Source organism: Streptomyces sp. NPDC102451, assembly GCF_044765485.1.
In the GTDB taxonomy this organism is placed as follows: Bacteria; Actinomycetota; Actinomycetes; order Streptomycetales; family Streptomycetaceae; genus Streptomyces.
The window spans coordinates 248,669-270,567 of record NZ_JBIWKD010000004.1 but is presented as its reverse complement, the minus strand read 5'-3'; the positions used below and the strand labels follow the sequence as shown (position 1 = coordinate 270,567).

Genomic DNA, 21,899 nt, shown 5'->3' with positions numbered 1-21,899 from the left:
GAGCGGCCAGGGCCGCTGACAGGGAAGCCTGAACCGCTGACTCATGGCGGGGTCTTCCGAGTGGCACCGGGCGGCTCACGCGGGTGTCCCGTGCCTCTCGTCGTTCTCCTCGGACGTGATCTGGTAGGACAGCAACTGCTCGAAAAGACCCGGCTGCTGAGCGAGCTGTGCGTAGGTTCCCTCCTGGACGATCCTGCCTTCGTCGAGGACCACGATCCGGTCGGCGACGGCGACATTGGTGATGCGGTGGGTCACCAGGAGCACCACGCGATCCCGGGCGAGCCCCCGTAGCCGCTGGAAGATGGAGTGCTCGGCGCGTGGGTCGAGGTTCGCGGTCGGCTCGTCGAGGACCAGCAGCCCGGCCTGGCGGTAGAACGACCGCGCGAGGGCGATGCGCTGCCACTGACCGCCGCTGAGTTCCTCCCCGTTGAGCCACTCCCGGGCCAGGAGGGTGTCCAGGCCGGCGCCGAGCCTGTCCACGACCTCGTCGGCACCGGACGCCTCGCACGCCTCCCGTACCGCGGCGTCGCCGCCGGCCACGGGTTGTCCCTGGGTCACGTTCTCGCGGACCGTCAGGGGCCAGTGCGCGTAGTCCTGGGGCACCAGGGCCACCTGCTGCCACAGCGCCTGCGGGTCGGCGTCGCAGGTCGGGACGCCGTCCCACAGCACCTGCCCGTCCGTCGGCAGATAGAGGCCGCTGACCAGCTTCGACAGCGTCGACTTGCCCGAACCGTTGAAGCCCACCAGGGCGGTGACCTCCCCGCGGCGCAAGGTGAGCGAGACATCGGACAGCGCGTCGCGGTCCTTGCCGGCGTACCGGTGGGAGACCGACGTGATCTCGATCGTCTTCGGCGGACCGGGACGGCGGGGGCCCCGACGCATCCGGAAGCCGCCGGCCTTGTCGAGGAAGCCGGTCCAGTCGTCCATGTACAGCCCCGTGCGCACGGCGCGCGCGCCGACGGACACCAGACCGCGGACCGACATACCGACCGTCTGCAGAGCGAACACGGCCGTCCCGGCACGACCCACGGTGATGCTGCCGGTCGCGAGCAGCCACACGACCGCCGCCCACACCACCGCCGATCCCAGCCCTCCGCACACCGCTCCGAACAGGGACATCCGGGCGCCCTTGTCGGCCGCGGCCCTGTCCTCACGGTTGATCCGGGAGACCGTCTGCCGGTACCGGCCGGACAGGAAGCCCGCCATGGTGCCCGCGCGGATCTGGTCGGCGGCGTCCTTCGTGTAGATGTGCCAGCGCAGCACCGACAGCATCCGCTGATCGCCGTTGCTCCGCAGATTCGCCAGGTAGCGCACACGGGCGGCACTGACCTGGGCCAGGGCCTGCGGGAGGCTGGCTGCCACCAGGAGCGGGAGGAGGACCCAGTGCACGCCGGCCAGCACGATCGCCCCGGCGAGGAAACTGGCGCCCGACGCGATGAGGTCCTGGCCCTCGTCGATCAGGTCACCGGTGACCTGCGCCCCGCGGTCGGCGGCCTCGCGGTCGCGGTTGAAGCCGGGGTCGTCGTACGCACACAACTCCACCTCGGCGCAGCCGGTGAGCAGCATCTGCTCGGCCTCGCGGGACATCAGCGGGCCGAGGCGGGAGGACAGCCAGTTGACGATGATCCCCAGGAGCGCGCGTGCCCCGGAGGCTCCGGCCAGAAGCGCTACGGACGGCCAGGCGTCGAGGAGCCGGTGGTAGATGTCTCCGCCGGTGAGGAGCGCGGTGAGGGTGCCGCTGATGGCGACCAGGCCCAGGGCCTGCATCACGCCTGCGGTGGCTTGGCACAGCAGGAGACCGGTGGTCGCTCTCCGGTCGACCCGCCAGGCGAGACCCAGGGAGCGGCGCACCAGCTGCGGAAGGCGCCGGGCCATGTCACGCATGCGGATCGAGCGGCCGGCCGCTTCGCGACTGCCGGTCAGGTCGACGTACCGCATCTGCGGCCCCGGATCGCTCGTCGCGTCGGACGCGGGCTGCTGGGCGCCGGAAGGAGCACCGGGTGTGTCGTGCGAGTCGCCGGGAAGTGTCGCGGCGGGCGGCGGGGTGACGCGCGGCCCCGGGACACCGTCGGGTGAGACATCGGTGGGCTCGCTCATGCCGCCCGCCCCGCAGCCGGTCGTGCCGGGCCGATGACGTCGTCAACGCCGCGCGGCGTGGAGAAGGGCCGCCGTTCGAATCCAGGGGGCTGATCGGTGCGCGTGGGAGCAAGGTGCATGGCGTCCTCCATCTGGGCCGCGAGGTGGCACTGGTGCTCCAAAAACGCGCCGGATCCGGTCCCGTAACGGCCCGATGGCGGGCATTTCGTGAACGCGTGTTCTCATGACGGGGATTGGCGGGGCAGGCTCCGGTGGCCGGGATCCAAACTCGTTCGATCAGGTGGCGTCACTCCTTCGGGGCATTGCCTCGGTGATGCGGGTGGGGGCGGCGTCCGGCCGAGGCCGGTACGCCGCCCAGCACAGTCGCCCGATGACCGCAGAGGTCACATCGCGGGGGCGCCGAACCAACGGCCGGCGGCCCGCTCGAAGGCCGCACGGTCGGGTTCGCGGTCGCCCGCCCAGGCGACGACGCCGTCGGGGCGGACGAGAACGGCACCGCAGCCGAGGTCGTTCCTTGCCGACCCGGCCACGTACCGTATCCGCCTCTCGTGGCCCGTCGCCGAACCGAGCAGGCGTCGGTCCGCGCTGAAATCGAGCGCGACGCCCCGCCCGTCCTGCGTCAGGTCGCCGAGACGGGTGCCGTCCTGGAGGCGGAAGTCCGGGGCGTCGCGGCCGACCAGCGGGTGTTCGCTGCCGAGGTCGTAGCGGTTCGACGAGCCCGATGTCCGCCTGTACACGTACGTCGTTCCGTCACGCGTCCCGAGCACCTCGCGCACCAGTGCCTGGATCGCCTGGGCCTGTGGGTCCGGCTTCATCACGGCCGCCTGGGCGCGTGTCCAGTCGAGTACCTGCGCGCCGATCGGATGGCGCTCGCGGGTGTAGGTGTCGAGAAGCCCGTCCGGTGCGTGACCGTGCACGGTCGCCGCGAGCTTCCACCCCAGGTTGACTGCGTCGCCGATGCCGGTGTTCAGTCCCTGCGCTCCGAGGGGGGAGTGGATGTGTGCGGCGTCGCCCGCGAGCAGGACGCGGCCCCGACGGTAGGTCGTCGTCTGCATCGCCCGGTCGGTGAAGGACGAGGCGAGACGGACGTCGTCGAGCGTCACGTCCGTGCCGGACACGCGGCGCAGGACGGCCTGGAGGTGGTCGCGTGTCGGCGGCTGCGACCGGTCGAACGCACCGCCGTCGAAGTCCAGCATGCCGACGTGCCCTTGTGTGGGCATCCGGAGGTACATGCCCGTCGGCGTCAGGGTGAAGCCAGGGCTCAGTTTCTCGGGGTCGGCGATGGTGGCGAGCATGGTGTAGCCGGTGAACTGCGGCTCCGTACCGACGAAGTCGAAGCCCGCGAGCTTGCGCACCGCGCTGCGTCCGCCGTCGCAGCCGACCAACAGGCGTGCGGTGTAGGTCTGTTCGCCGGCCCGCGCGTTGACCGTCTCCCCGTCCTGGGTGACCTCGGAGACCTCGGCACCCCGCACGATCCGTACACCGAGTTCCGCCGCGCGTTCGGACAGCACCGTCCCCACCGCTTCGAGCGTCGTCATCACGCCCTCCGTCGCCGGGCCGGGAAGCCGGAACGGCAGGGCGGTGACGTCGATGTCGGCCGGGTCGAGCATCATGCCGGCGAAGTGGCTCACGCCCCGGGGCGGAGGCGCCTTCTCCGGGTCGGGGTCCGTGCCGGGATCGTCGCGTACGCCCGACGCCGCCAGCAGCGGGTGCAGCATCCCGCGGCGGTGGAACGCCTCGACCGAGGCGGCGGACAGGCCCCGCATCCCGAGCGGGTGCGCCGTCCACGGGGAGCGGAGCTCCGGCTCCCGTTCGAGCACCAGGACGGAACAGCCCGCGAGGCCGAGTTCGCAGGCGAGGAACAGGCCGACCGGGCCGGCTCCCACGATCGTCACGTCGTACATCAGAGATCTCCTTCTGTGTGGGTCGTCGAGCGGACCGGGGGCCCCGAGGAATGCGGGCGCCTCACCGGAACAGCGAGAGGTCGACGGAGTCCGCCAGGGCCAGGTAGCCCGCGTCGGTGCCGTGCAGGTGGTCGTCCGCGTGGAACCCGTCCCTGATCCGGGCGGGGCGGGCCGGGTCGCGCCAGACGGCGTCGAAGTCCAGCACCCCGTCGAAGGCGCCACCGGTGCGGATCCAGCCGTTGACCTCCTGGCGGGCCTTCTCGCCGTCCGCCGAGAACATGTCGGCGCCCTCCCAGGGCGTGAGCGTGGCGGCGTAGATCGTGACCCCGTGTCCGTGGGCCCGGGCGATCAGCCGGCGGTAGCCCGCGATGACGTCGTCCGTCGTCACCGGTGCGCCAGGGAAGAGCGCGACGAACCCGGCGAGGGCCCCGTCGTCGCGCGGGGCGAAGGAGACGGCGATGTCGTTCATGCCCTCGGACACCACCACATGACTGAGGCCCGGAGTCGCCAGTACGTCGCGGTCGAAGCGGGCCAGCGCCGAGTCGCCGAAGCCGTCGTTCAGCAGCCGGTTGCCGCCGATGCCCTGGTTGGAGAGCGAGATGGCGGGCGCGCCGCGTTCGGCGAGGCGCTCGGCCAGACGGTCCGTCCAGCGGCGGTCGGTGCCCGGGGTCGAGCCCACGCCGTCGGTGAGGGAGTCGCCGATCACGACGACGGTCCTGGCCGGGCCGTCGGGAAGCACCTCCACCGCCGAGACGAAGGCCAGCAGAGGCAGGGACGTGGCCATGTCGGGGTCGGTCGGGTCGGCCACGGCGTTGCCCGGGATCACCCAGCAGGTCTGCACCCCCATGGCGTGGCAGGTGCAGGTCTCCACCCGCTCCGGCAGGTAGAGGCCGATGGACAGCTCCGAGAGGGCGGGCAGGGGCAGGTCCACCGGATCGCTGAGGATCGGGGCGCCCGCCGGGACGGTCGCGGTCGGACTGCCGGCGAAGGTCAGCACACGGTCGCCGCCCGGCCGGACCCCGTCGGGCGCCACCACGCCCACCCGCGCCGCGCCGATGGTGAGGGGCGCGGTCCCGTACTCGTTGGTGAAGCGGACGCGCACCTGGCGCCCGCCTCCGCTGATGCGCACCACATGACGCACGGTGGTGTCGGAGAAGGACGGAACGGGCCCGAGTGCCTCCAGTGGTGCGTGCGGGGCTGCACCCCATGTCCGTACCCAGCCGTCGTCCGTGGCGTGGGAGCCGGTGGGGACCGTCTCAGTCATCAGTCTCTTCCTCCGTCGTCGGTGGTGGTTCCTTCTGCTGCAGCGAAGACTGGCGCGGGCCGCTCACACGGGGCGCACACGGCGCTGACACGGCGGCACACAGGGAGCCGCCGCCCCGCGTCCGCGATTTGGCCACGCGAGCGCGCCCGGGCGAAGATCGGGTCATGGACGGGGACGCGCGGCTTCGCCTCACACTGCTCGGCGCCTTTCAGGCGTCTCGTGGTGACACCGTCCTGCCCGTCCCCGGAGCCCGGTTGCGGAGCCTCGTCGTACGGCTGGCGCTCGCCGGCGGGCGCGCGGTCGAGCAGAGCGCCCTGGTCGACGCGATCTGGACCGAGGATCCGCCGGCCGGTCCCGCCCATGCCTTGCAGGCACTCGTCTCGCGGCTGCGCCGGGCCCTCGGTTCGGCCGGTGACGTGACCCGGCTCGGGGGCGGTTACCGGCTGGACGTGGACACGGCCGATGTGGACGCGCTGCTGTTCGAGCAGCGTGCCGCCGCAGGCCGCGACCGGTTGCGCTCCGGCGACCCGGACGCCGCGGCAGCCCTGCTAGGCGAGGCCGTGGACCTGTGGGGCGACCGTCCCGGCGCCGAGCCCGCCGTCATCGCCCCGGTGGCGCCCGCCGCCGCGACCCGGCTGGCCCATGTCTCGGTCGAGGCCGTCGCCGACCTCGCCGACGCCGAGCTGTCTCTGGGCCGTGCCGACGCCGCCGCCTCCCGTCTGACCGCCCTGCTGGCCGAGCACCGCGTCCACGAACGGGCCGCCGCCCTGCTCATGGACGCGCTCGCCGCCCTGGGACGCCAGGCCGAGGCCCTCGCACGGTACGAGCGGTTCCGCGAGACCCTGGCCGACACCCTCGGCGCCGACCCGGGCGCCGCCCTGCGCGAGCGCCACCTGCGCCTGCTGCGGGCCGAGCGGCCCGCGCCCGCCGCCGACGCCGTCGAGCGGGAGGAGCGGGGCAACCTGCCCGCGCCGCTGACCAGCTTCGTCGGCCGGGAGGACGACCTCGCCCGCATCGACACGCTGCTCGCCACCGGGCGCCTGGTCACCGTCCTCGGTCCCGGCGGTGCGGGCAAGACGCGCCTCGCCGTCGAGGCCGCGCGCCGCCACCGCCAGGCGTACCGCGACGGCGCCTGGCTGATCGACCTCGCCCAGGTCACCGACCCGGCCAAGGTCGGCGGGGCGCTGCTGGTCGCCATCGGGCTGCGCGGCTCGGCCCTGTTCGAGGCCTCGGCGAAGCTGCGCAGCGACCCGGTCGGCGAGCTGGACGTGCTGGCCGACCAGTTGAACGGCCGGGAGAGTCTGCTCGTGGTGGACAACTGCGAGCACCTCATCGACGCCGTCGCGCATCTGGTCCCGGCGCTGCTGTCACGCTGCGCCGGGCTGCGGGTGCTGGCCACCAGCCGGGAACCACTGGCGGTCGACGGCGAGGCCCTGGTCCCGCTCGGCCCGCTCCCGCTGCCCGAGCCGGACGCGGAGCTCCAACAGGCGTGCCGTACGCCGTCAGTGCGTCTGTTCACCGAGCGGGCGGCCGCCGTACGGCCCGGGTTCGGCGTCGACGAGCACAACCTCGGCGAGGTGCTGCGCATCGTCCGCAGCCTGGACGGCCTGCCGCTCGCCCTGGAGCTGGCCGCGGCGCGCCTGCGTACGCTCTCGCTCGCCGACCTGGCCGTCGGGCTGTCCGACCGGTTCCGGCTGCTCACCACCGGCAGCCGGACGGCCTTTCCCCGGCACCGCACCCTGCGGGCCGTCATCGCCTGGAGCTGGGACCTGCTCCACGAGGACGCCCGTACGGTCGCGGAGCGCATCGCGGTCCTGCCCGGCGGTGTCACGCCTGCCTCGGCCACCGCGGTCCGTACGGACACCGGGGTGCCGGCCGACAAGGTCCCGGAGCTGCTCGCGGACCTGGTCGACCGGTCACTGCTCCAGCTCGCACCGGACACCGGCCGGTACCGGATGCTGGAGACGATCCGCGAATACGGGCTGGAGAGCCTGGCCCGGCAGGACGCCCTCACCGGCGTACGGGACCTGGCCGCCCGGCACTTCGCCGGGCTGGTCGCCCACCACGATCCCCAGCTCCGCGGCCCGGGGCAGCTCCACGCACTACGTGCCCTGCGCGCGGAGCACGACAACGTCCTTGCCGCACTGCGCCACCTCTGCGACACCGGCGACGCCGACGGCGCGACCGGACTCGCGGTGAACCTGACCTGGTACTGGCAGATGCTCGGCCGGAACGACGACGCGACGTACTGGCTGGGGGAGGCCGTCGCGGTGCCGACCGGGCGGCCCGGCGTGGAGCACACGATCGCGGAGGGGATGCTGCTGCTGAACACCCTCGCCCCGCAGAGCGCGCTGTTCAGCGACTCGGTCAAGGACGGGGGCGAGCAACTGCGGGCCTTCACCGGCCGGCTGCCGGGCCGCCCCGGGCTTCCCGGTTTCGGCGGCGCGCTGACCACCGTCAGGCTGGCCGCCCTGGAGGAGACCGGGACGTCCGCCGAGACCATCCGGCGCCTGGCCGACGGACCGGACGTATGGCTGGCCGGATTCGCCCGCATCTCCCGGGCCCATCTCGCCGAGAACGAGGGCCGGCTCGACCAGGCCCGCAGCGACGTGACCACAGCCCTGGAATGCTTCTCCCGGGCGGGCGACCACTGGGCCCTGGCCACGGCGCTGCCACTGCGCGCGCTGCTCCGGCAGTACGACGGCGACCTCGACGGCGCACTGGCCGACCTGGCCGAGGCCAAGCGGCTGGCCGGCGAGTTCGGGGCCCTCGGCGTCAGCGACGAGATCTTCATCGACCTGCGCGCGATCGGTCTGCGCATGCGGCTCGGCGAGACCGCGCGGGCGGTCGGGATGATCGCCGCGACCCGGGAACGCGTGCTGCGCTCGGCGTCGCCGGAGATGGCGATCCTGCTCGACGCGTGCGAGGCCGAGCTGTGGGTGCAGGCCGGTGACCTGGAACGCGCCCGCGGACTGGTCGGGTCGGCCGAGGCCGGGCTGTCCGCGCAGCGCCCGCTCGGCGGTGACCACGGGCAGGCGCTGATCGCCGCGGTGCGGGGCTCGCTCTGTCTCGAACTCGGCGACGGGCCGGGGGCCGAGGAGGCGATGCTCCGGGCGTACGCGGCGGCGGTCGGAAGCAAGGACCTCCCGGTCGTCGCGACGGTCGCGGTGGCCGCGGCCGGGCTCGCCGCACTGTACGGGCGCCACCGCGACGCGGCAGCCGTACTCGGCGCGGCCGCCCGGCTGCGGGGCGCGCACGACCGTACCGATCCGCAGATCCGCGCCCTGAGCCGCCGTGCCAGGTCCGCGCTCGGCGACGAGGAATTCGCCGAGGCGTACAGGACCGGCCGGCGGCTGGACGTACCGGAGGCCCTGAGGCGGACCGATCCGGCGCTGCTGCGCCGGGGGGCGTCACCCGCGGCGGACGGCGCCCCCTGAGTCCCTACTCGTTCACGAACGCCAGGAGGTCGGGATTGAGGACCTCCGGGTGCGTCGAGAGCATGCCGTGCGGGTAGCCCTCGTAGCTCTTCAGCCTGCCGTTCGGCAGAAGCTCCGCCGACAGGGGGCCCGCGTCCTCGTAGGGCACGACCTGGTCGTCGGTGCCGTGGGCGACCAGGACCGGTACCTCGATCTTCTTGAGGTCCTCGGTGAAGTCGGTCTCCGAGAAGGCCTTGATGCACTCGTAGTGGGCGTTGGCCGCACCCCGCATGCCCTGCCTCCACCAGTTGTCGATCAGCCCCTGCGACACCTCGGCGCCGGGGCGGTTGAAGCCGTAGAACGGCCCCGCCGCCACGTCGATGTAGAACTGCGCGCGATTGGCCGCGAGGGAGGCGCGGAACCCGTCGAAGACCTCGATCGGCAGGCCGCCCGGATTCGACGCGGACTTCAGCATGACCGGCGGCACCGCACTGACGAGCACGGCCTTCGCCACCCGCCCGGGCTCCGATCTGGCGACGTACCGGGCGACCTCGCCGCCACCGGTGGAATGGCCGATGTGCACCGCTCCCCGCAGGTCGAGCGCCTCGGCCAGCGCCCACACGTCGGCGGCGTAGGTGTCCATGTCGTGCCCGTCGGCGCTCTGGCTGGAGCGCCCGTGACCCCGCCGGTCGTGGGCGATCACGCGGAAGCCGTGGCCGAGGAAGAAGAGCATCTGGCTGTCCCAGTCGTCCGCGCTGAGCGGCCAGCCGTGATGGAACACGATCGGCCGGGCGTCGCGCGGACCCCAGTCCTTGTAGTAGATGTCCGTGCCGTCGATCGTGGTGATCGTGCCCATGGCCGTTCCTTCCGCTGGAATCGCTCGTGCGGTGAGACGTGCGGGAACCCGTGTGCCTCCCAGGGGCGGGAAACGCCATCACCGAGGAGGCCGAGACCGTAACCAAACGCTACAAACGATACCTTCAAGCGCAAAAAGCATCATTTCGTGAAATAACGCGTGAATCGTTCACCCGCCCGGACCGTCTGACGGTGCCAGGCGTTCCTCACGGCGGCAGTGTCATCAGCATTCGGCCCCCTCCTCCTCGAAAGAGTGGTCATGACGCAGCCAAGGCCCGCACGTATGCGACGCGTTCTCCCCCTCGCCCTGCTCCTCCCCGCGGCGGCGCTGATATCCGCCGGCCCCTCGGCGGCATCCGAAGGCTCCGGCCGCGGGGAGTCGCACGAAAGCGCCAAGCCGACCGTCGTGCTGGTGCACGGCGCCTGGGCGGACGCCTCGGGGTGGAGTGAGGTGACCGAGAGCCTCCAGGCCAAGGGGTATCCGGTGGTCGCCACCGCCAATCCGCTGCGCAGCCTGTCGGGCGACTCCGCCTACCTCGCGGCCCGGCTGAAGTCGATCAAGGGTCCGATCGTCCTGGTCGGCCACTCCTACGGCGGCGCCGTCATCAGCAACGCGGCCACCGGCAACCCGAACGTCAAGTCCCTCGTCTACATCGCCGCGTTCGCCCCGGACCGGGGCGAAGCCACCCTCCAGCTGGCGGCCAAGTACCCCGGCAGCCGGCTCACGGACGACCCCGCGGCGCCGATTCCCACCGCGCTCGACGCCGTATCGCTCGGCGGCGGGCCCACCGACGTCGACCTGTACATCAAGCCCGACAAGTTCAGCGACGTGTTCCTGAGCAACCGGCTGGACGCGAGCAGGGCGGACGTCCTGGCGTCGGCCCAGCGCCCCGCGACCGCGGTGACCGGCGCGGAGAAGTCCGGGACGCCTGCCTGGAAGACGATCCCGTCCTGGTACCTGGTCGCCACCGACGACCGCACCATCGGCACCGAGAACCTGCGGTTCATGGCCGAGCGGGCCGGCTCCACCACCGTCGAGGTGGACGCCCCGCACGCGGTCATGGAGACCGACCCCGGCGATGTCACCGACCTGATCCTCCAGGCCGCCCACGCCGCCCGTCCGGGTCTCGCCCGTACCGGTGCCTCCACGGAGACGCCGGCCCTCGCCGGTGCCGCACTGCTCGCTCTCACCGGCGGTACCGCCCTTCTCCTGGGCGGCCGTCGCTCCCGCGCCTGAGCGCACGGCGGGCCCGCCCCCGACGGCGGTGCGGGCCCGCCGGTACCGGTGGTGAACTGCCGCGCGCGGGACGGGAGATGTCAGCCTCGGGAATCGGTTCCGGCCTCGTCCCAGGGGATCTCCGCCGACGCGAGGTAGCCGATCCCGCGCTGCCGCCAGAGGCGCGCGTGGCGGGCGACCCGGGCGCGGTGGTCGTCCCAGCGGGGTGCGCGGCCGGTCCACGCGGCCGCCGCGACGGACGGCAGGCGGGGCAGCAGCAGGAAGGTCACATCGTCGAGGCCCTCGACCGACTCGCCGAAGACCGTGGCCTCGACGCCCGCGACGCGGTCGTCGGGGACGGCGTGGGAGGCGGGGTCCCAGACGGCGGTGTGCCGGACGCCGAGCGGCCGGTACGCGGGAAAACCGAGGCGTGCGGCGGCCGGCGCCTGGGCGGGCGGGACGACCTCGGGGGCGTAAGCGCGGTCCAGGTAGAGGTGGGACTGCGGTGACAGGAGTACGCGCCCGCCGCCTTCGAGGACGCGGCCGAGGTCGTCGTCGCTGGGGGCGAAGAACCTCTTGAGCGCCGCGATCAGTTCGGGGGTGTGGCCCGCCGCGAGCAGTTCGGGGCGGTCGGCGAGCTCCTCGGGGGTGTCCGGCAGGTCCATCATCGGCACGTCCACCCAGTACTGGGCGATGTCGTCCGGGCCGACACCGGCACGTGAGGACTCCTGCCAGCCCAGCGGGCGCTTCCCCGACTCCCGCACCAGCGAACGGAGTTCCCGGATCGCGTGCGCGAAGCTGTCCGCGGTCGCCCCGACGGCCTCGTCCCCGCCGATGTGCACGAACGGGCCCTCGGTCATGCCGCACACGCCGGCGAGGACCGAGGCCACGGTCTTCCGGGTGCCCGGGTCCGTGAGGTCGAGGGGCGGGACGTACGGGAAGCGGCCCTTCAGGCCCTCGGGCGCCGGTGCGTCCGGGAGCCCCGGCAGCGCCTCACGCAGGGTGGCGCAGTGGCCGGGCAGGTCGATCTCGGGGACGACCGTCACGAAGCGCTCGGCGGCGTACCGCTGGAGGGCGCGGTACTCCTCGGCGGTGTAGAAGTCGCGCGGGACGCCGTCCGGACCGCTCTCCGTGAGCTCGGGGATGCCGGGGATCTCGAGGCGCCAGCCCTCGTTGTCCGTCAGGTGCAGGTGCAGGACGTTGAGCTTGTAGAGCGCCGCCAGGTCGATGATCCGGCGCACCTCGCCGGGCGTGAGGTGGTGGCGCGCCGGGTCGATCAGGAGGCCGCGCCAGGCGTAGCGGGGGGCGTCGCGCAGTTCCTGGCGGGGGAGAGGCCCGGAGGACGTGGCGATCAGCTGGAGCGCCGTGGCCGCCGCCCGGAACACCCCGGTGGGGGTGGCCGCCCGGCAGGTGATGCCGGAGCCGGTGACCGTGAGGCGGTACGACTCGTCGACGGGCGCGGCGGCCCCGCACGGGGCGACGCCCACCGTCCCGTCGTGCGGCGGGAGCGTCCCGTCGAGGCCGAGCGTGAGGGTGGCGGGCGCGGCCGGGTCGTGCGCACCGGAGCCGAGATGGGGTTCGAGCAGGGCCCGGACGGTCCCGGCCATCGCGGTGAGGCGGTCGTCCTCCACATGGATCCGCCAGGGCCCGTCGGGGTGCGGACCCGGGCCGGGGGCGGTCGTGTCCTGCCGCTCGGGCTGGGGAATGACGGCGTTCATGCTCTCCTCCACCGGCTGCTCTCTGCGGATGGGTGAACCGGGCGCCTGCGGTGGGGTGCCGAGGTCGTTGCCTCTTCCTGCAGGCCAGGTGCGCCTGTACGCTAACACGAAAACCGATCAATGAACGCTTTTCACGGAGTGGGGGCGCAGGCCTCTGCGGGCCCTGCTCCGATGCGGAAGGAGCTCCCCTATGACGCCCCCGACCGGGCCAGGACTCGCACTCCCGGAAGGCTTCCTGATGGGCGCCTCCACCTCCGCCCACCAGGTCGAGGGGAACAACGTCTCCAGCGACTGGTGGGCCATCGAGAACCGGCCCGGCACCTTCGTGGCGGAGCGCAGCGGAGACGCGGCCGACAGCTTCCACCGCTGGCCCGAGGACATGGACCTGCTCGCCCGACTCGGCTTCAACGCCTACCGGTTCAGCATCGAGTGGGCCCGTGTCGAACCCGAGCGCGGCCAGGTGTCGCGGGCCGCCGTCGCGCACTACCGCGCCATGGTGCGCGGGGCCCTGGAGCGCGGGCTGACCCCGGTGGTGACGCTGCACCACTTCACCTCCCCGCGGTGGTTCAGCGCCCTCGGCGGCTGGGCCTCGCCCGACTCGGCGGAGCTGTTCGCCTCGTACGCGCGCGTCGCCACGGAGATCCTGCTGCCGGGCGTCCGTCATGTGGCCACCATCAACGAGCCGAACATGATCGCGCTGATGCACACCCTGATCCGGCGGACCGGCCTCGCGGCGGACGACGCCTCCGGGCGGCCGGAGGGCGGCGAGCGGACCGGCGTCACCCTCGACCCCGGTTCCGCCGAGCCGGACGCCGCCGTCGCACAGGCACTGATCCGCGCCCACCGGGCCGCCACCGCCGTCCTCAAGGTGGCCGACCCCGCACTCCAGGTGGGGTGGACGGTCGCCAACCAGGCCTACCAGGCCGAACCCGGCGCGGCGGAGGCCATGGCGGCGTACGCCCGGTCACGTGAGGACATCTATCTGGAGGCCGCGCGGGAGGACGACTGGATCGGCGTCCAGGCGTACACGCGCCACCGGATCGGGACGGACGGCCCGCTGCCCGTCCCGCAGGGCGTGCCCACCACGCTGACCGGCTGGGAGGTCTACCCCGAGGCACTGGGGGAGGCCGTACGGCACACCGCCGAGGTCGTCGGCCCGGGCGTTCCGGTCCTCGTCACGGAGAACGGCATCGCCACCGCCGACGACGAGCAGCGCATCGCGTACACCACGGCGGCGCTGGCGAGCCTCGCCTCGGCCATGGGGGACGGGATCGACGTACGCGGCTATCTGCACTGGAGCGCCCTGGACAACTACGAATGGGGCTCCTACCGGCCGACGTTCGGACTGATCGCGGTCGACCCGGAGACGTTCGCCCGGACGCCCAAGCCGTCCGCCGCATGGCTCGGCTCGCTCGCCCGGTCCGGTCGCATCCCCGACGTACGCGGTCCAGGTGACCCGGACGGACGCCCGGCGGCCGGATCCGCCCGTGTCCGCGCCGCCCGTTAGGCTGCTGGGCATGGCGAAACGGGGCCCGTACGAAAAGGGCGAGGCGAAGCGCACCGAGATCCTCCAGGCGGCCCTGGAGATCTTCGCCACCGAGGGGTACCGCGGCACGTCCCTGCGGAAGGTGGCCGCCAAGTGCAGCCTCAGCCTGCCCGGCCTGATGCACTACTTCAGCTCCAAGGAGGACCTGCTCACCCAGGTCCTCCGGATGCGCGACGAGACCGCCCGGGCGCGGCAGGACGAGCGCACCAGTCCCGAGAGCTACCGCGAGATCATCCGGGAGGGCGCGAAGACCCCGGGTCTGGTCGAGCTGTTCGTCTCCATGGCGGCGGCGGCCGGCGACCCCGAGCACCCGGCGCACGCGCACTTCGCGGAGCGCTATCCGGTGCTGCGTGAGCGCGTCGCCGGCTTCGTGCAGGCGCGGATGGACGAGGGGCGGATGACCACGGAGATCCCCGCCGAGCGGCTCGCGGTGCTGCTGCTCGCGGTGGCCGACGGCATCCAGCTCCAGTGGCTCATCGACCGTACGACGGACATGGAGCAGCCGATCGACGACATCATGCGGCTGCTCACCCTCGACGCGGAGGGCTGAGGCGGAGCGCGGGCACGGGCGGGACGTTCCGCCGGTATCCGCGCCCCACCGCCGGGAACGCCTCTGCCCGTGTCAGGCGACGGCCGGGATCCCCGCCGCTTCCCGGACGGCCGCCGTCCACGGCACCCAGCGCGGATCAGGGCCGGCCGACGGGTCCCAGGACATCGCCGTGCAGACGTAACCGACCGCGAGTCCGCTCTCCGGGTGGGCCGTGCCGAGGCGCCCGCCCGCGCCGGCGTGCCCGAAGGAGCCGTCGCCCAGCAGGGGCTCCCCGGGGCGGGGCAGCTCGAAGCCGAGCCCGAAGCGCGCGCGGTCGGGGCCGTCCAACCGGTGCAGCGGGGCGGGCTGCGGCAGATGGTCGGTGTGCGGAGTGCGCGCCAGGTCCACGGTCCGGGACGACAGCAGCCGTACGCCGTCCACGGGGCCGATGAGCGCGGCGTACAGCCGTGCGAGCGAGCGGGCGTTCCCGATGGCACCCGCGCCGGGTATCTCGGCGGCCCGCCCCTCCCTCCGGTCCAACGCGCGGGTGACCCTGGCCAGTTCGGCGGACGAGGCCCGCAGCGAGGTGGCGAGCGGATGGTCCGGCCCCAGGCCGAGGCCACTGACGGCCGCCGCGATCCGCTCGGCCGTGGGCGGCGGGCCGGCGGACTGCGGTACGAACCGGTGCTCCTCCCGCCGCGGCAGGCCGATCCACAGGTCCAGCCCCAGCGGCCCGGCCACCTGGTCAGCGAAGAACCGGCCGACGCTCCGCCCCGACACCCGGCGGACGACCTCACCGACCAGATGCCCGTAGGTCAACGCGTGGTAGAGGAACGCCGAACCCGGCTGCCAGACCGGCTGCATCTCCGCGAGCGCCCGCACCCGCGCGCCGCCGTCGAGCAGGGCCGGCAGGGGAGCGCCCCCGGGATCCGCGGTGAACGCGGGGAGGCCCGCCCGGTGGGCGAGCAGGTCCGCGACCGTGGTGTCCGCCTTTCCCGCAGCGGCGAACTCCGGCCAGTAGCGGGCGACCGGCGCGTCCAGGTCCAGGGCGCCGCGCTCGGCCAGGAGGTGCGCGCAGACGGCGACCAGGGCCTTCGAGACCGACATCAGGACGCCGACGGAGTCCGGGCCGAACGGCCGGGGGCCCGGGACCCCTGTACCCGGGCCCCCGGAGCCGGTGGCCCCCATTCCTCCGCTGCCCGTGGCCGCCGGGCCCGCGGTCCACAGGTCCACGACCCGACGGCCGTGGTGGTGCACGGCCAGCTGGGCATGACCGTGGTCCCGCGCCTGCCCCTGTCCGAAGGCGTCCCGCACGGCCTCCCAGCCGGGCCGCACGGTTCCCTCCACCCTCGGGCGCCCTGTCATCTCACGCGTTCCGAGGGGACGTTCCGGCGGCGGCCAGCGCCGTCAGTTCCACCACGCCCTCCGGCCCCACGGGACTCTGCGGGAACTCGGCGATCACATCCAGGGGCATCCCGGCCAGGAACCGTGCCATCGCCGGGTCCTCCATGGCACCGGCGGCCGCCCCCGCCTCGGCGCGGGCGGCCATGAACCGCTCCATCAGCAGCGGGCCCCCCACCGGATGGTTCAGCCACTCCGCGATGGTGCTGCGGCCGTTCAGCGCGAGGCCCGAGGGGTCGCCCGACACGCTGACGGCGGCCGACTGCCGGATGTCCCGGGAGGACGAGCCGGCCTCGAAGCCGTACTCCCCGCCCTCGACCCGCCAGGTTCCCTCGCGTGCGCTGTAGTAGGCGAGTTCACCGCGTGCCACCTCCACGGCCACCTCGGTGCTCCCACCGGGGGCCAGGGTCACGGACGCGAAGCCGCGCAGCTCCCTCGGAGGGCGGGCGACCGCGGAGCCGGCCGGGCCGCTGCTGTAGATCTGGACGACCTCGCGTCCTGCGCGGCGGCCGGTGTTGGTGACGGTGACGGTCACGGTGAACGCGTCACCGGCCGGTGCGACGCGCAGGCCGGAGTACGCGAAGGACGTGTACGACAGGCCGTGGCCGAAGGGGAAGGCGACCTCACGGGCCGCGGCGTCGTAACCCCGGTACCCGACGAAGACGCCCTCGCCGTAGCGGACATGCCCCTCCTCCCCGGGGAAGGAGAGATGGCTCGGTGAGTCCTCCAGGCGCAGCGGCACGGTCTCCGCCAGCTTGCCCGACGGGTTGACGGCGCCGAAGAGCACCCGGGCCAGCGCGCCGCCGCCCGCCTGGCCGAGCAGCCAGCCCTCGACAAGTGCGGGCACGGTGTCGTGCCAGGGCGCGGTGCGCACCACGCCGCCGTTGGACAGCACGACCGCGACCCGCGGGTTCACCGCCACCAGGCGTGCCAGAAGCCGCAGTTGGTCGTCGGGCAGGTCGATGTGGTCGCGGTCGAAGCCCTCCGACTCGTCGGCTGCCGACAGGCCCAGGAAGACGACCACGGTGTCGCTGTCCGCCGCCAGACGCACGGCTTCGTCGCCGAGGGCCTCGGCCGTCCCGCCTGCCGTGGCGCCGGGGTGCGGGTAGCCGGGGGCGAACTCCACGCGGGCGCCGTCGGCCAGTTCGCGCAGCTGGTCCAGAGGTGTGTCGAGCCGGGTCGGGGTGACCTGGGAGCTGCCCGCCCCCTGGTAGCGCGGGGTGCGGGCCAGCTCGCCGATGACGGCCACGCTGCCGCTCGACGGGTCGAGCGGCAGGAGGTCACCTTCGTTCTTCAGGAGTACGACGCACCGGTCGGCGGCCTCCCCGGCGAGGTGGTGGTGCTCGTCGGCCGGCATCCACGGGCCGGTCCGTACGCCCTCGTCCGCCCGCCGGGCGAAGCGGGCCAGCCGCTCGACGGAGGTGTCCAGCACCGACTCGTCGAGCTCTCCCGACGTCACCGCGGCGACGACCTCCGCGTCGGTACGCCCGTGGGTGCCCGGCATCTGGAGGTCGAGCCCGGCGCGCAGGGCGGCGACCCGGTCGCGTACGGCGCCCCAGTCGGACATCACGACGCCGTCGAAGCCCCACTCGGTACGCAGGATGCCTGTGAGCAGCCGCGGGTTCTGGGACAGCAGGGTGCCGTTGACCGCGTTGTAGGAGCACATGACGGACCAGGGGCGGTCGCGGCGGACGATGCGTTCGAAGGCCCGCAGATAGATCTCGCGCAGCGGGCGTTCGTCTATGTCGGCGCTGACGCGCATGCGGTCGGTCTCCTGGTTGTTCGCCGCGAAGTGCTTGAGTGCCGCGCCGACGCCCCCCTCCTGGAGCCCCCGCACCATGGCGCCGCCCAGCTCGGCGGTGAGCAGCGGGTCCTCGGAGAAGTACTCGAAGTTCCGTCCGCACAGCGGGGACCGCTTGATGTTGATGCCGGGGCCGAGCAGGACACGGATCCCGTGCGAGGCCGCCTCGTCGGCGAGCGCACCCGCCACCCGACGGGCGAGCTCCGGGTCCCAGCTGCTGCCGAGCGCCACGGCGGGCGGGTAGCAGGTGGCGGGGGCGGCGCTGTGCAGATCCACCTGACCGCCGTCGCCGCTCTCCTTCGGGAGCCGCAGTCCGTGCGGGCCGTCGGACATGGTGACGGCCGGGATGCCCGCCTCGGGTGCGGACACCGTGACGAAGTCACCTGCGCCGCTGGTCAGGGAGGCCTTCTCGGCGAGGGAGAGCCGCTGAACGGCCGGTTCCACGGCCGGGGGAGGCGGGGTCTGCTGGGTCATGCGGCACCTAACGGGTCGGGGCGGGTGAAGGGGCGGGTGAGGCGGCGGGGCGGCGGGCGGGGCTGCCGGGCGGGGCGGTCCCGGTGACCGCGCCGATCCGAAAACCGTAAATTGATCGGTTTTAGACGTCAAGAGGTGCCGAGGAAGGGCGTTCGCGCGTCATCCGTACGGCGCAGAGGCGGTGTGCCGACCTCTGTGCGACCCCTTGACGATCAGAAACCGTTCAACGTACGGTTTTCGCGCTCGAGCCGCGCCGCTCCGGGACCGTGCAGTGCACCGCGTCCTGAGGCCGCGCCTCCTTTCCCTGAACGAAACGAGGAACGGTCATGCCCCCTGCCAGTCAGCCGACTTCACCTGCCGCCCGCCCCGGCCGCACCCGCCGGGCCGCGCGCGTCGCGCTCGCCGCTGCCACCGTCATGGCGGCGCTGGCCGCCTCCGCGGGAGCCGCCGCCGCCGGCCCCGCGGAACGACCGGGCGGGCGGGGCCAGGAAGCCGTGCGGTACGTCGCGCTCGGCGACTCCTTCAGCTCCGGACCGGGCATACCCGAGCAGACCGACGCGACCTGTGGCCGCTCGGCCAGGAACTACCCGTCCCTGATCGCGGCCGAGCTCGGCGCGGCCTCGTTCACCGACGCCACCTGCGCCGGGGCCGACACCACCCACATGACGAACCCGCAGGCGACGGCGCCCCCGCAGCTCGACGCGCTGCGCCCCGACACGACCCTGGTCACCCTCGGCATCGGCGGCAACGACCTCGACCTGGTCGGCATCCTCACCCGCTGCGTCATCCTCGCCCAGCTCGCCCCGAACGGCGCCCCCTGCAAGAGCAGTTACACCCTGCTCGGCACCGACGCCATCGGCGCCCGCATCGCCTCCACGGCCCCGAAGATCGCGGCGGTGCTCGCGGAGATCCACGGCAGATCGCCCGAGGCCCGGGTGCTGGTCGTGGGATACCCCGCGATCTTCCCCGACGACGGCACGGCCTGCCGTCCCACCGTGCCCCTCGCGACCGGCGACTTCCCCTGGATCCGGGACAAGGAGAAGCAGCTCAACTCGATGCTCGCGCAGCAGGCGGGGGCGCAGCGGGACGTCTACGTCGACGCGTACGCACCCTCCGTCGGGCACGACGCGTGCAAGCCGGCGGGTGTCCGCTGGATCGAGCCCGAGGACACGGCGGAGGCGGCGGGGTTCCACCCCAACGCCGCCGGGCACAGAAGCACGGCCGATGCCGCACTCGCGACGCTCACGCGCTGACGGAGCCCCTCGCCGCGCCGTCGTCGGTGGCGAGCCCGAGCCGGGCCAGGAAGGTGCGCACCAGTGCCTCCATCGGCACGGCCTCGGGCTCCAGCAGCCACTGGGTCTGGAGGCCGTCCATCAGTGCGAGCAACTGGACGGCCACCACGGCGGGTTCCACGTCGGCGGGGGTGTCCGCCTCGGCCTGCAGGTCCCCGACGAGTCCGGTCAGCTCCGCCCTGACGACGCGGTAGCGCTCCCGGAAGTAGTGGTGCGCGGGATGGCCGGGGTCGGTCGCCTCGGCGGACAGCTTCGTGTAGAGCGCGACCATTCCGTGCGTACGGCTGTTGCGCACCACCAGGTCGATCAGGCCGCGCAGGCGGTCGGACGCCTGGGCCGGGGTGCCCGGCCGGACGATGTCGGGGAAGACGGTCTGGGCGTCCGTACGGTCCCGCTGCGCCAGCACTTCGAGGAGCATCGCCTCCTTGCCCGGGAAGTGGTGGAGCAGCCCGGCGTGGGTCATCCCGGCGTGCGCGGCGATGTCGCGCAGCGAGACGGCGTTGAAGCCGGTACGGGAGAAGAGCTCCGTCGCCGAGTCGAGGATGCGGGCGCGCGTGCGCTCGCCCTTCGACAGGCGCTGCGGGGCGTCCTCGGATCGGTCGCTCAACTCGGCGGCCTCCTGTCGTCGTGGGGCAGCCGTCCGCCCAGCCGCTCGCGGGGCCGGCCTCGCGAGCGGTCCGCTGTGTCCGTCCTGACCTGCGGGTTCGCCATGTTGCCCCGGAATTTACCAGGCGGCCGAACTCGCACCGTAAAAACCTACCAACTGGTTAATTCCGTGTGTAGGCTCACCGCCACTCTCACCCGGGACGTCCTTCCCCGGCCCTCCAGACGGAGCGAATCTCATGAGCAGAACCACTCGGAGCGCGGCTCTCGCCGCCGCCCTGGCGATCTCCCTCGCCCTCGCGGGATGCGCGGGCTCGGGCACCAAGAGCTCCGGCAGCTCTCAGCTGGACATCGCGACCCTGACCTTCCCGCAGAGCCTGGACCCCGCGCACGCCGTCGGCAGCGCGCTGCCGTTCTTCCAGGCCACGTACGACACCCTGCTCAAGCGGGAGCCGAACGGTGAGTTCAGCCCGATGCTCGCCACCAGGTGGACGTACGACGACGACGCCACCGAGCTCGCCCTCACCCTGCGCGACGACGTGAAGTTCGCCGACGGCACCGCCTTCGACGCGGCGGCGGTCAAGGCCAACATGGAGCACTTCAAGAAGGGCGGCGGCGCCGACGCGAAGTGGCTGAACGACCTGGAAGCGGTCGAGGTCGTGGACCCCACCCATGTGACCCTCGAACTCAAGCAGGCCAACCCGGCCATGCTGTTCTACCTGAGTGACGCGGCCGGCCTGATGGCGAACCCGGCGAAGTTCGCGAAGGCCGACAGCCTCAAGACCACCCCCGACGGCACGGGCCCCTACCGCCTCGTCAAGGCGAGGACGACCATCGGGACCAAGTGGGTCTACGAGCGCAACAAGGACTACTGGGGCGAGGAGCTGCCCTACGAGGACCTCACGATCAGCTTCTTCGACAACGAGACGGCGATCGTCAACGGCCTCAGGACCGGCCAGGTGAACGCGGCCCTCCTGCAGAGCGCCGACCAGCAGATCAGCATCGAGTCCGACTCCCGGATGAAGACGACGAAGCAGGAGTTCGACTTCCAGGGGCTGCTGCTGTTCGACCGGGCGGGCGCGCTGACCCCCGCGCTCAAGGACCCCCGGGTCCGTCAGGCACTCAACCTCGCCATCGACCGCGACACGATGCTCTCCACCATCCGGCAGAAGCGGGGCAAGGTCACCGACCAGGTCTTCGGCCCCGACACCCAGGGCTACGACCCGGCGCTGGACACCCACTACGCCCACGACCCGGCCGAGGCCAAGGGCCTGCTGAAGGAAGCCGGGTACGCCAAGGGCTTCACGCTGAAGCTCCCCCGGATCTCCGCGATCGTCAACGACGCCCTGGCCGCGTCCCTCGTCACCGACTTCAAGGCCATCGGCATCAAGCTGGTCTGGGACGACCTGGACGGCAGCTCGGCCATCCAGAAGGTCTTCACCGACCGCGCCTACTCCGGCATGGTCATGAACATCGGGCAGTCCTCGTCCGACTGGGTCGTCGTCAACGAGCTGGTGACCCCCGGCGCGTTCAACATGTTCGGCACGACCGACGCCACCGTGCAGAAGCTCGTCCCGCGGATCCAGACCGGCACGGGAGCGGAGGCTGAGCAGGCGGCGAAGCAGCTCAACGAACACCTCGTCGAGGACGGCTGGTTCGTGCCCTTCTACCGGATGACCTACCTGCACGTCTCGGACGGCACGGTGAAGATCACACCGCAGTCCGGCATGGCCGTTCCGTCGATCTACAACTACGCCCCCGCCTCATGAGGCCCCGCCGGGGG

14 protein-coding genes are annotated in these 21,899 nt (G+C 72.9%); 6 read left to right on the top strand and 8 right to left on the bottom strand.

Annotated elements, in window-relative coordinates; genetic code table 11:
- Positions 1-75: 75 nt before the first annotated feature.
- The 3 genes from ACIRD8_RS11450 to ACIRD8_RS11440 all read right to left on the bottom strand — a co-directional run bounded on the left by ACIRD8_RS11450 (position 76) and on the right by ACIRD8_RS11440 (position 5,265).
- Positions 76-1,938 (bottom strand): ABC transporter ATP-binding protein, encoded by a 1,863-nt coding sequence (locus ACIRD8_RS11450; RefSeq protein WP_403989660.1) that lies wholly within the window; start codon positions 1,936-1,938, stop codon positions 76-78.
- A gap of 542 nt (positions 1,939-2,480) precedes the next feature.
- Positions 2,481-4,001, bottom strand: a complete 1,521-nt coding sequence (locus tag ACIRD8_RS11445; RefSeq protein ID WP_403989110.1) for an FAD-dependent monooxygenase — start codon at positions 3,999-4,001, stop codon at positions 2,481-2,483.
- A gap of 61 nt (positions 4,002-4,062) precedes the next feature.
- Positions 4,063-5,265: an SGNH/GDSL hydrolase family protein gene (locus ACIRD8_RS11440; protein ID WP_403989108.1), complete on the bottom strand. Its 1,203-nt coding sequence runs from the start codon at positions 5,263-5,265 to the stop codon at positions 4,063-4,065.
- Positions 5,266-5,429: 164 nt separating this feature from the next.
- Between ACIRD8_RS11440 and ACIRD8_RS11435 the strand changes: the two genes are divergently transcribed.
- Positions 5,430-8,702 carry a BTAD domain-containing putative transcriptional regulator gene (locus ACIRD8_RS11435; protein WP_403989106.1) on the top strand — a complete coding sequence of 1,091 codons (3,273 nt, stop codon included), beginning with the start codon at positions 5,430-5,432 and terminating at the stop codon, positions 8,700-8,702.
- 4 nt (positions 8,703-8,706) lie between these two features.
- On the opposite strand, the gene ACIRD8_RS11430 is transcribed toward ACIRD8_RS11435, so the two are convergent.
- Positions 8,707-9,537 carry an alpha/beta fold hydrolase gene (locus tag ACIRD8_RS11430; protein ID WP_403989104.1) on the bottom strand — a complete coding sequence of 277 codons (831 nt, stop codon included), beginning with the start codon at positions 9,535-9,537 and terminating at the stop codon, positions 8,707-8,709.
- Positions 9,538-9,819: 282 nt separating this feature from the next.
- Between ACIRD8_RS11430 and ACIRD8_RS11425 the strand changes: the two genes are divergently transcribed.
- Entirely contained in the window at positions 9,820-10,773 is a 954-nt protein-coding gene (locus ACIRD8_RS11425) for an alpha/beta fold hydrolase (RefSeq protein ID WP_403989102.1), read from the top strand.
- Positions 10,774-10,853: 80 nt separating this feature from the next.
- On the opposite strand, the gene ACIRD8_RS11420 is transcribed toward ACIRD8_RS11425, so the two are convergent.
- Positions 10,854-12,470 (bottom strand): family 20 glycosylhydrolase, encoded by a 1,617-nt coding sequence (locus ACIRD8_RS11420; protein WP_403989101.1) that lies wholly within the window; start codon positions 12,468-12,470, stop codon positions 10,854-10,856.
- Positions 12,471-12,660: 190 nt separating this feature from the next.
- Between ACIRD8_RS11420 and ACIRD8_RS11415 the strand changes: the two genes are divergently transcribed.
- Both ACIRD8_RS11415 and ACIRD8_RS11410 read left to right on the top strand, forming a co-directional pair.
- Complete coding sequence (locus tag ACIRD8_RS11415; RefSeq protein WP_403989099.1) at positions 12,661-13,977, top strand: glycoside hydrolase family 1 protein; 1,317 nt, start codon at positions 12,661-12,663, stop codon at positions 13,975-13,977.
- A gap of 10 nt (positions 13,978-13,987) precedes the next feature.
- Complete coding sequence (locus ACIRD8_RS11410; RefSeq protein WP_403989097.1) at positions 13,988-14,566, top strand: TetR/AcrR family transcriptional regulator; 579 nt, start codon at positions 13,988-13,990, stop codon at positions 14,564-14,566.
- Between the two features lie 72 nt (positions 14,567-14,638).
- Here ACIRD8_RS11410 and ACIRD8_RS11405 read toward each other — a convergent pair whose 3' ends face one another.
- Both ACIRD8_RS11405 and ACIRD8_RS11400 read right to left on the bottom strand, forming a co-directional pair.
- A complete protein-coding gene (locus ACIRD8_RS11405) occupies positions 14,639-15,892 on the bottom strand; it encodes a serine hydrolase domain-containing protein (RefSeq protein ID WP_403989095.1) in 1,254 nt (417 codons plus the stop codon).
- A 19-nt stretch (positions 15,893-15,911) separates the two neighbouring features.
- Entirely contained in the window at positions 15,912-18,221 is a 2,310-nt protein-coding gene (locus ACIRD8_RS11400; protein ID WP_403989093.1) for a glycoside hydrolase family 3 C-terminal domain-containing protein, read from the bottom strand.
- 326 nt (positions 18,222-18,547) lie between these two features.
- Here ACIRD8_RS11400 and ACIRD8_RS11395 point away from each other — a divergent pair, with 326 nt between their 5' ends.
- Positions 18,548-19,474 (top strand): SGNH/GDSL hydrolase family protein, encoded by a 927-nt coding sequence (locus ACIRD8_RS11395; protein ID WP_403989092.1) that lies wholly within the window; start codon positions 18,548-18,550, stop codon positions 19,472-19,474.
- Here ACIRD8_RS11395 and ACIRD8_RS11390 read toward each other — a convergent pair.
- A complete protein-coding gene (locus tag ACIRD8_RS11390; protein ID WP_403989090.1) occupies positions 19,464-20,120 on the bottom strand; it encodes a TetR/AcrR family transcriptional regulator in 657 nt (218 codons plus the stop codon). The two genes, ACIRD8_RS11395 and ACIRD8_RS11390, sit on opposite strands and share 11 nt — an antisense overlap.
- A gap of 235 nt (positions 20,121-20,355) precedes the next feature.
- On the opposite strand from ACIRD8_RS11390, the gene ACIRD8_RS11385 reads away from it, so the two are divergent.
- Entirely contained in the window at positions 20,356-21,885 is a 1,530-nt protein-coding gene (locus ACIRD8_RS11385; protein ID WP_403989088.1) for an ABC transporter substrate-binding protein, read from the top strand.
- Positions 21,886-21,899: the final 14 nt, after the last annotated feature.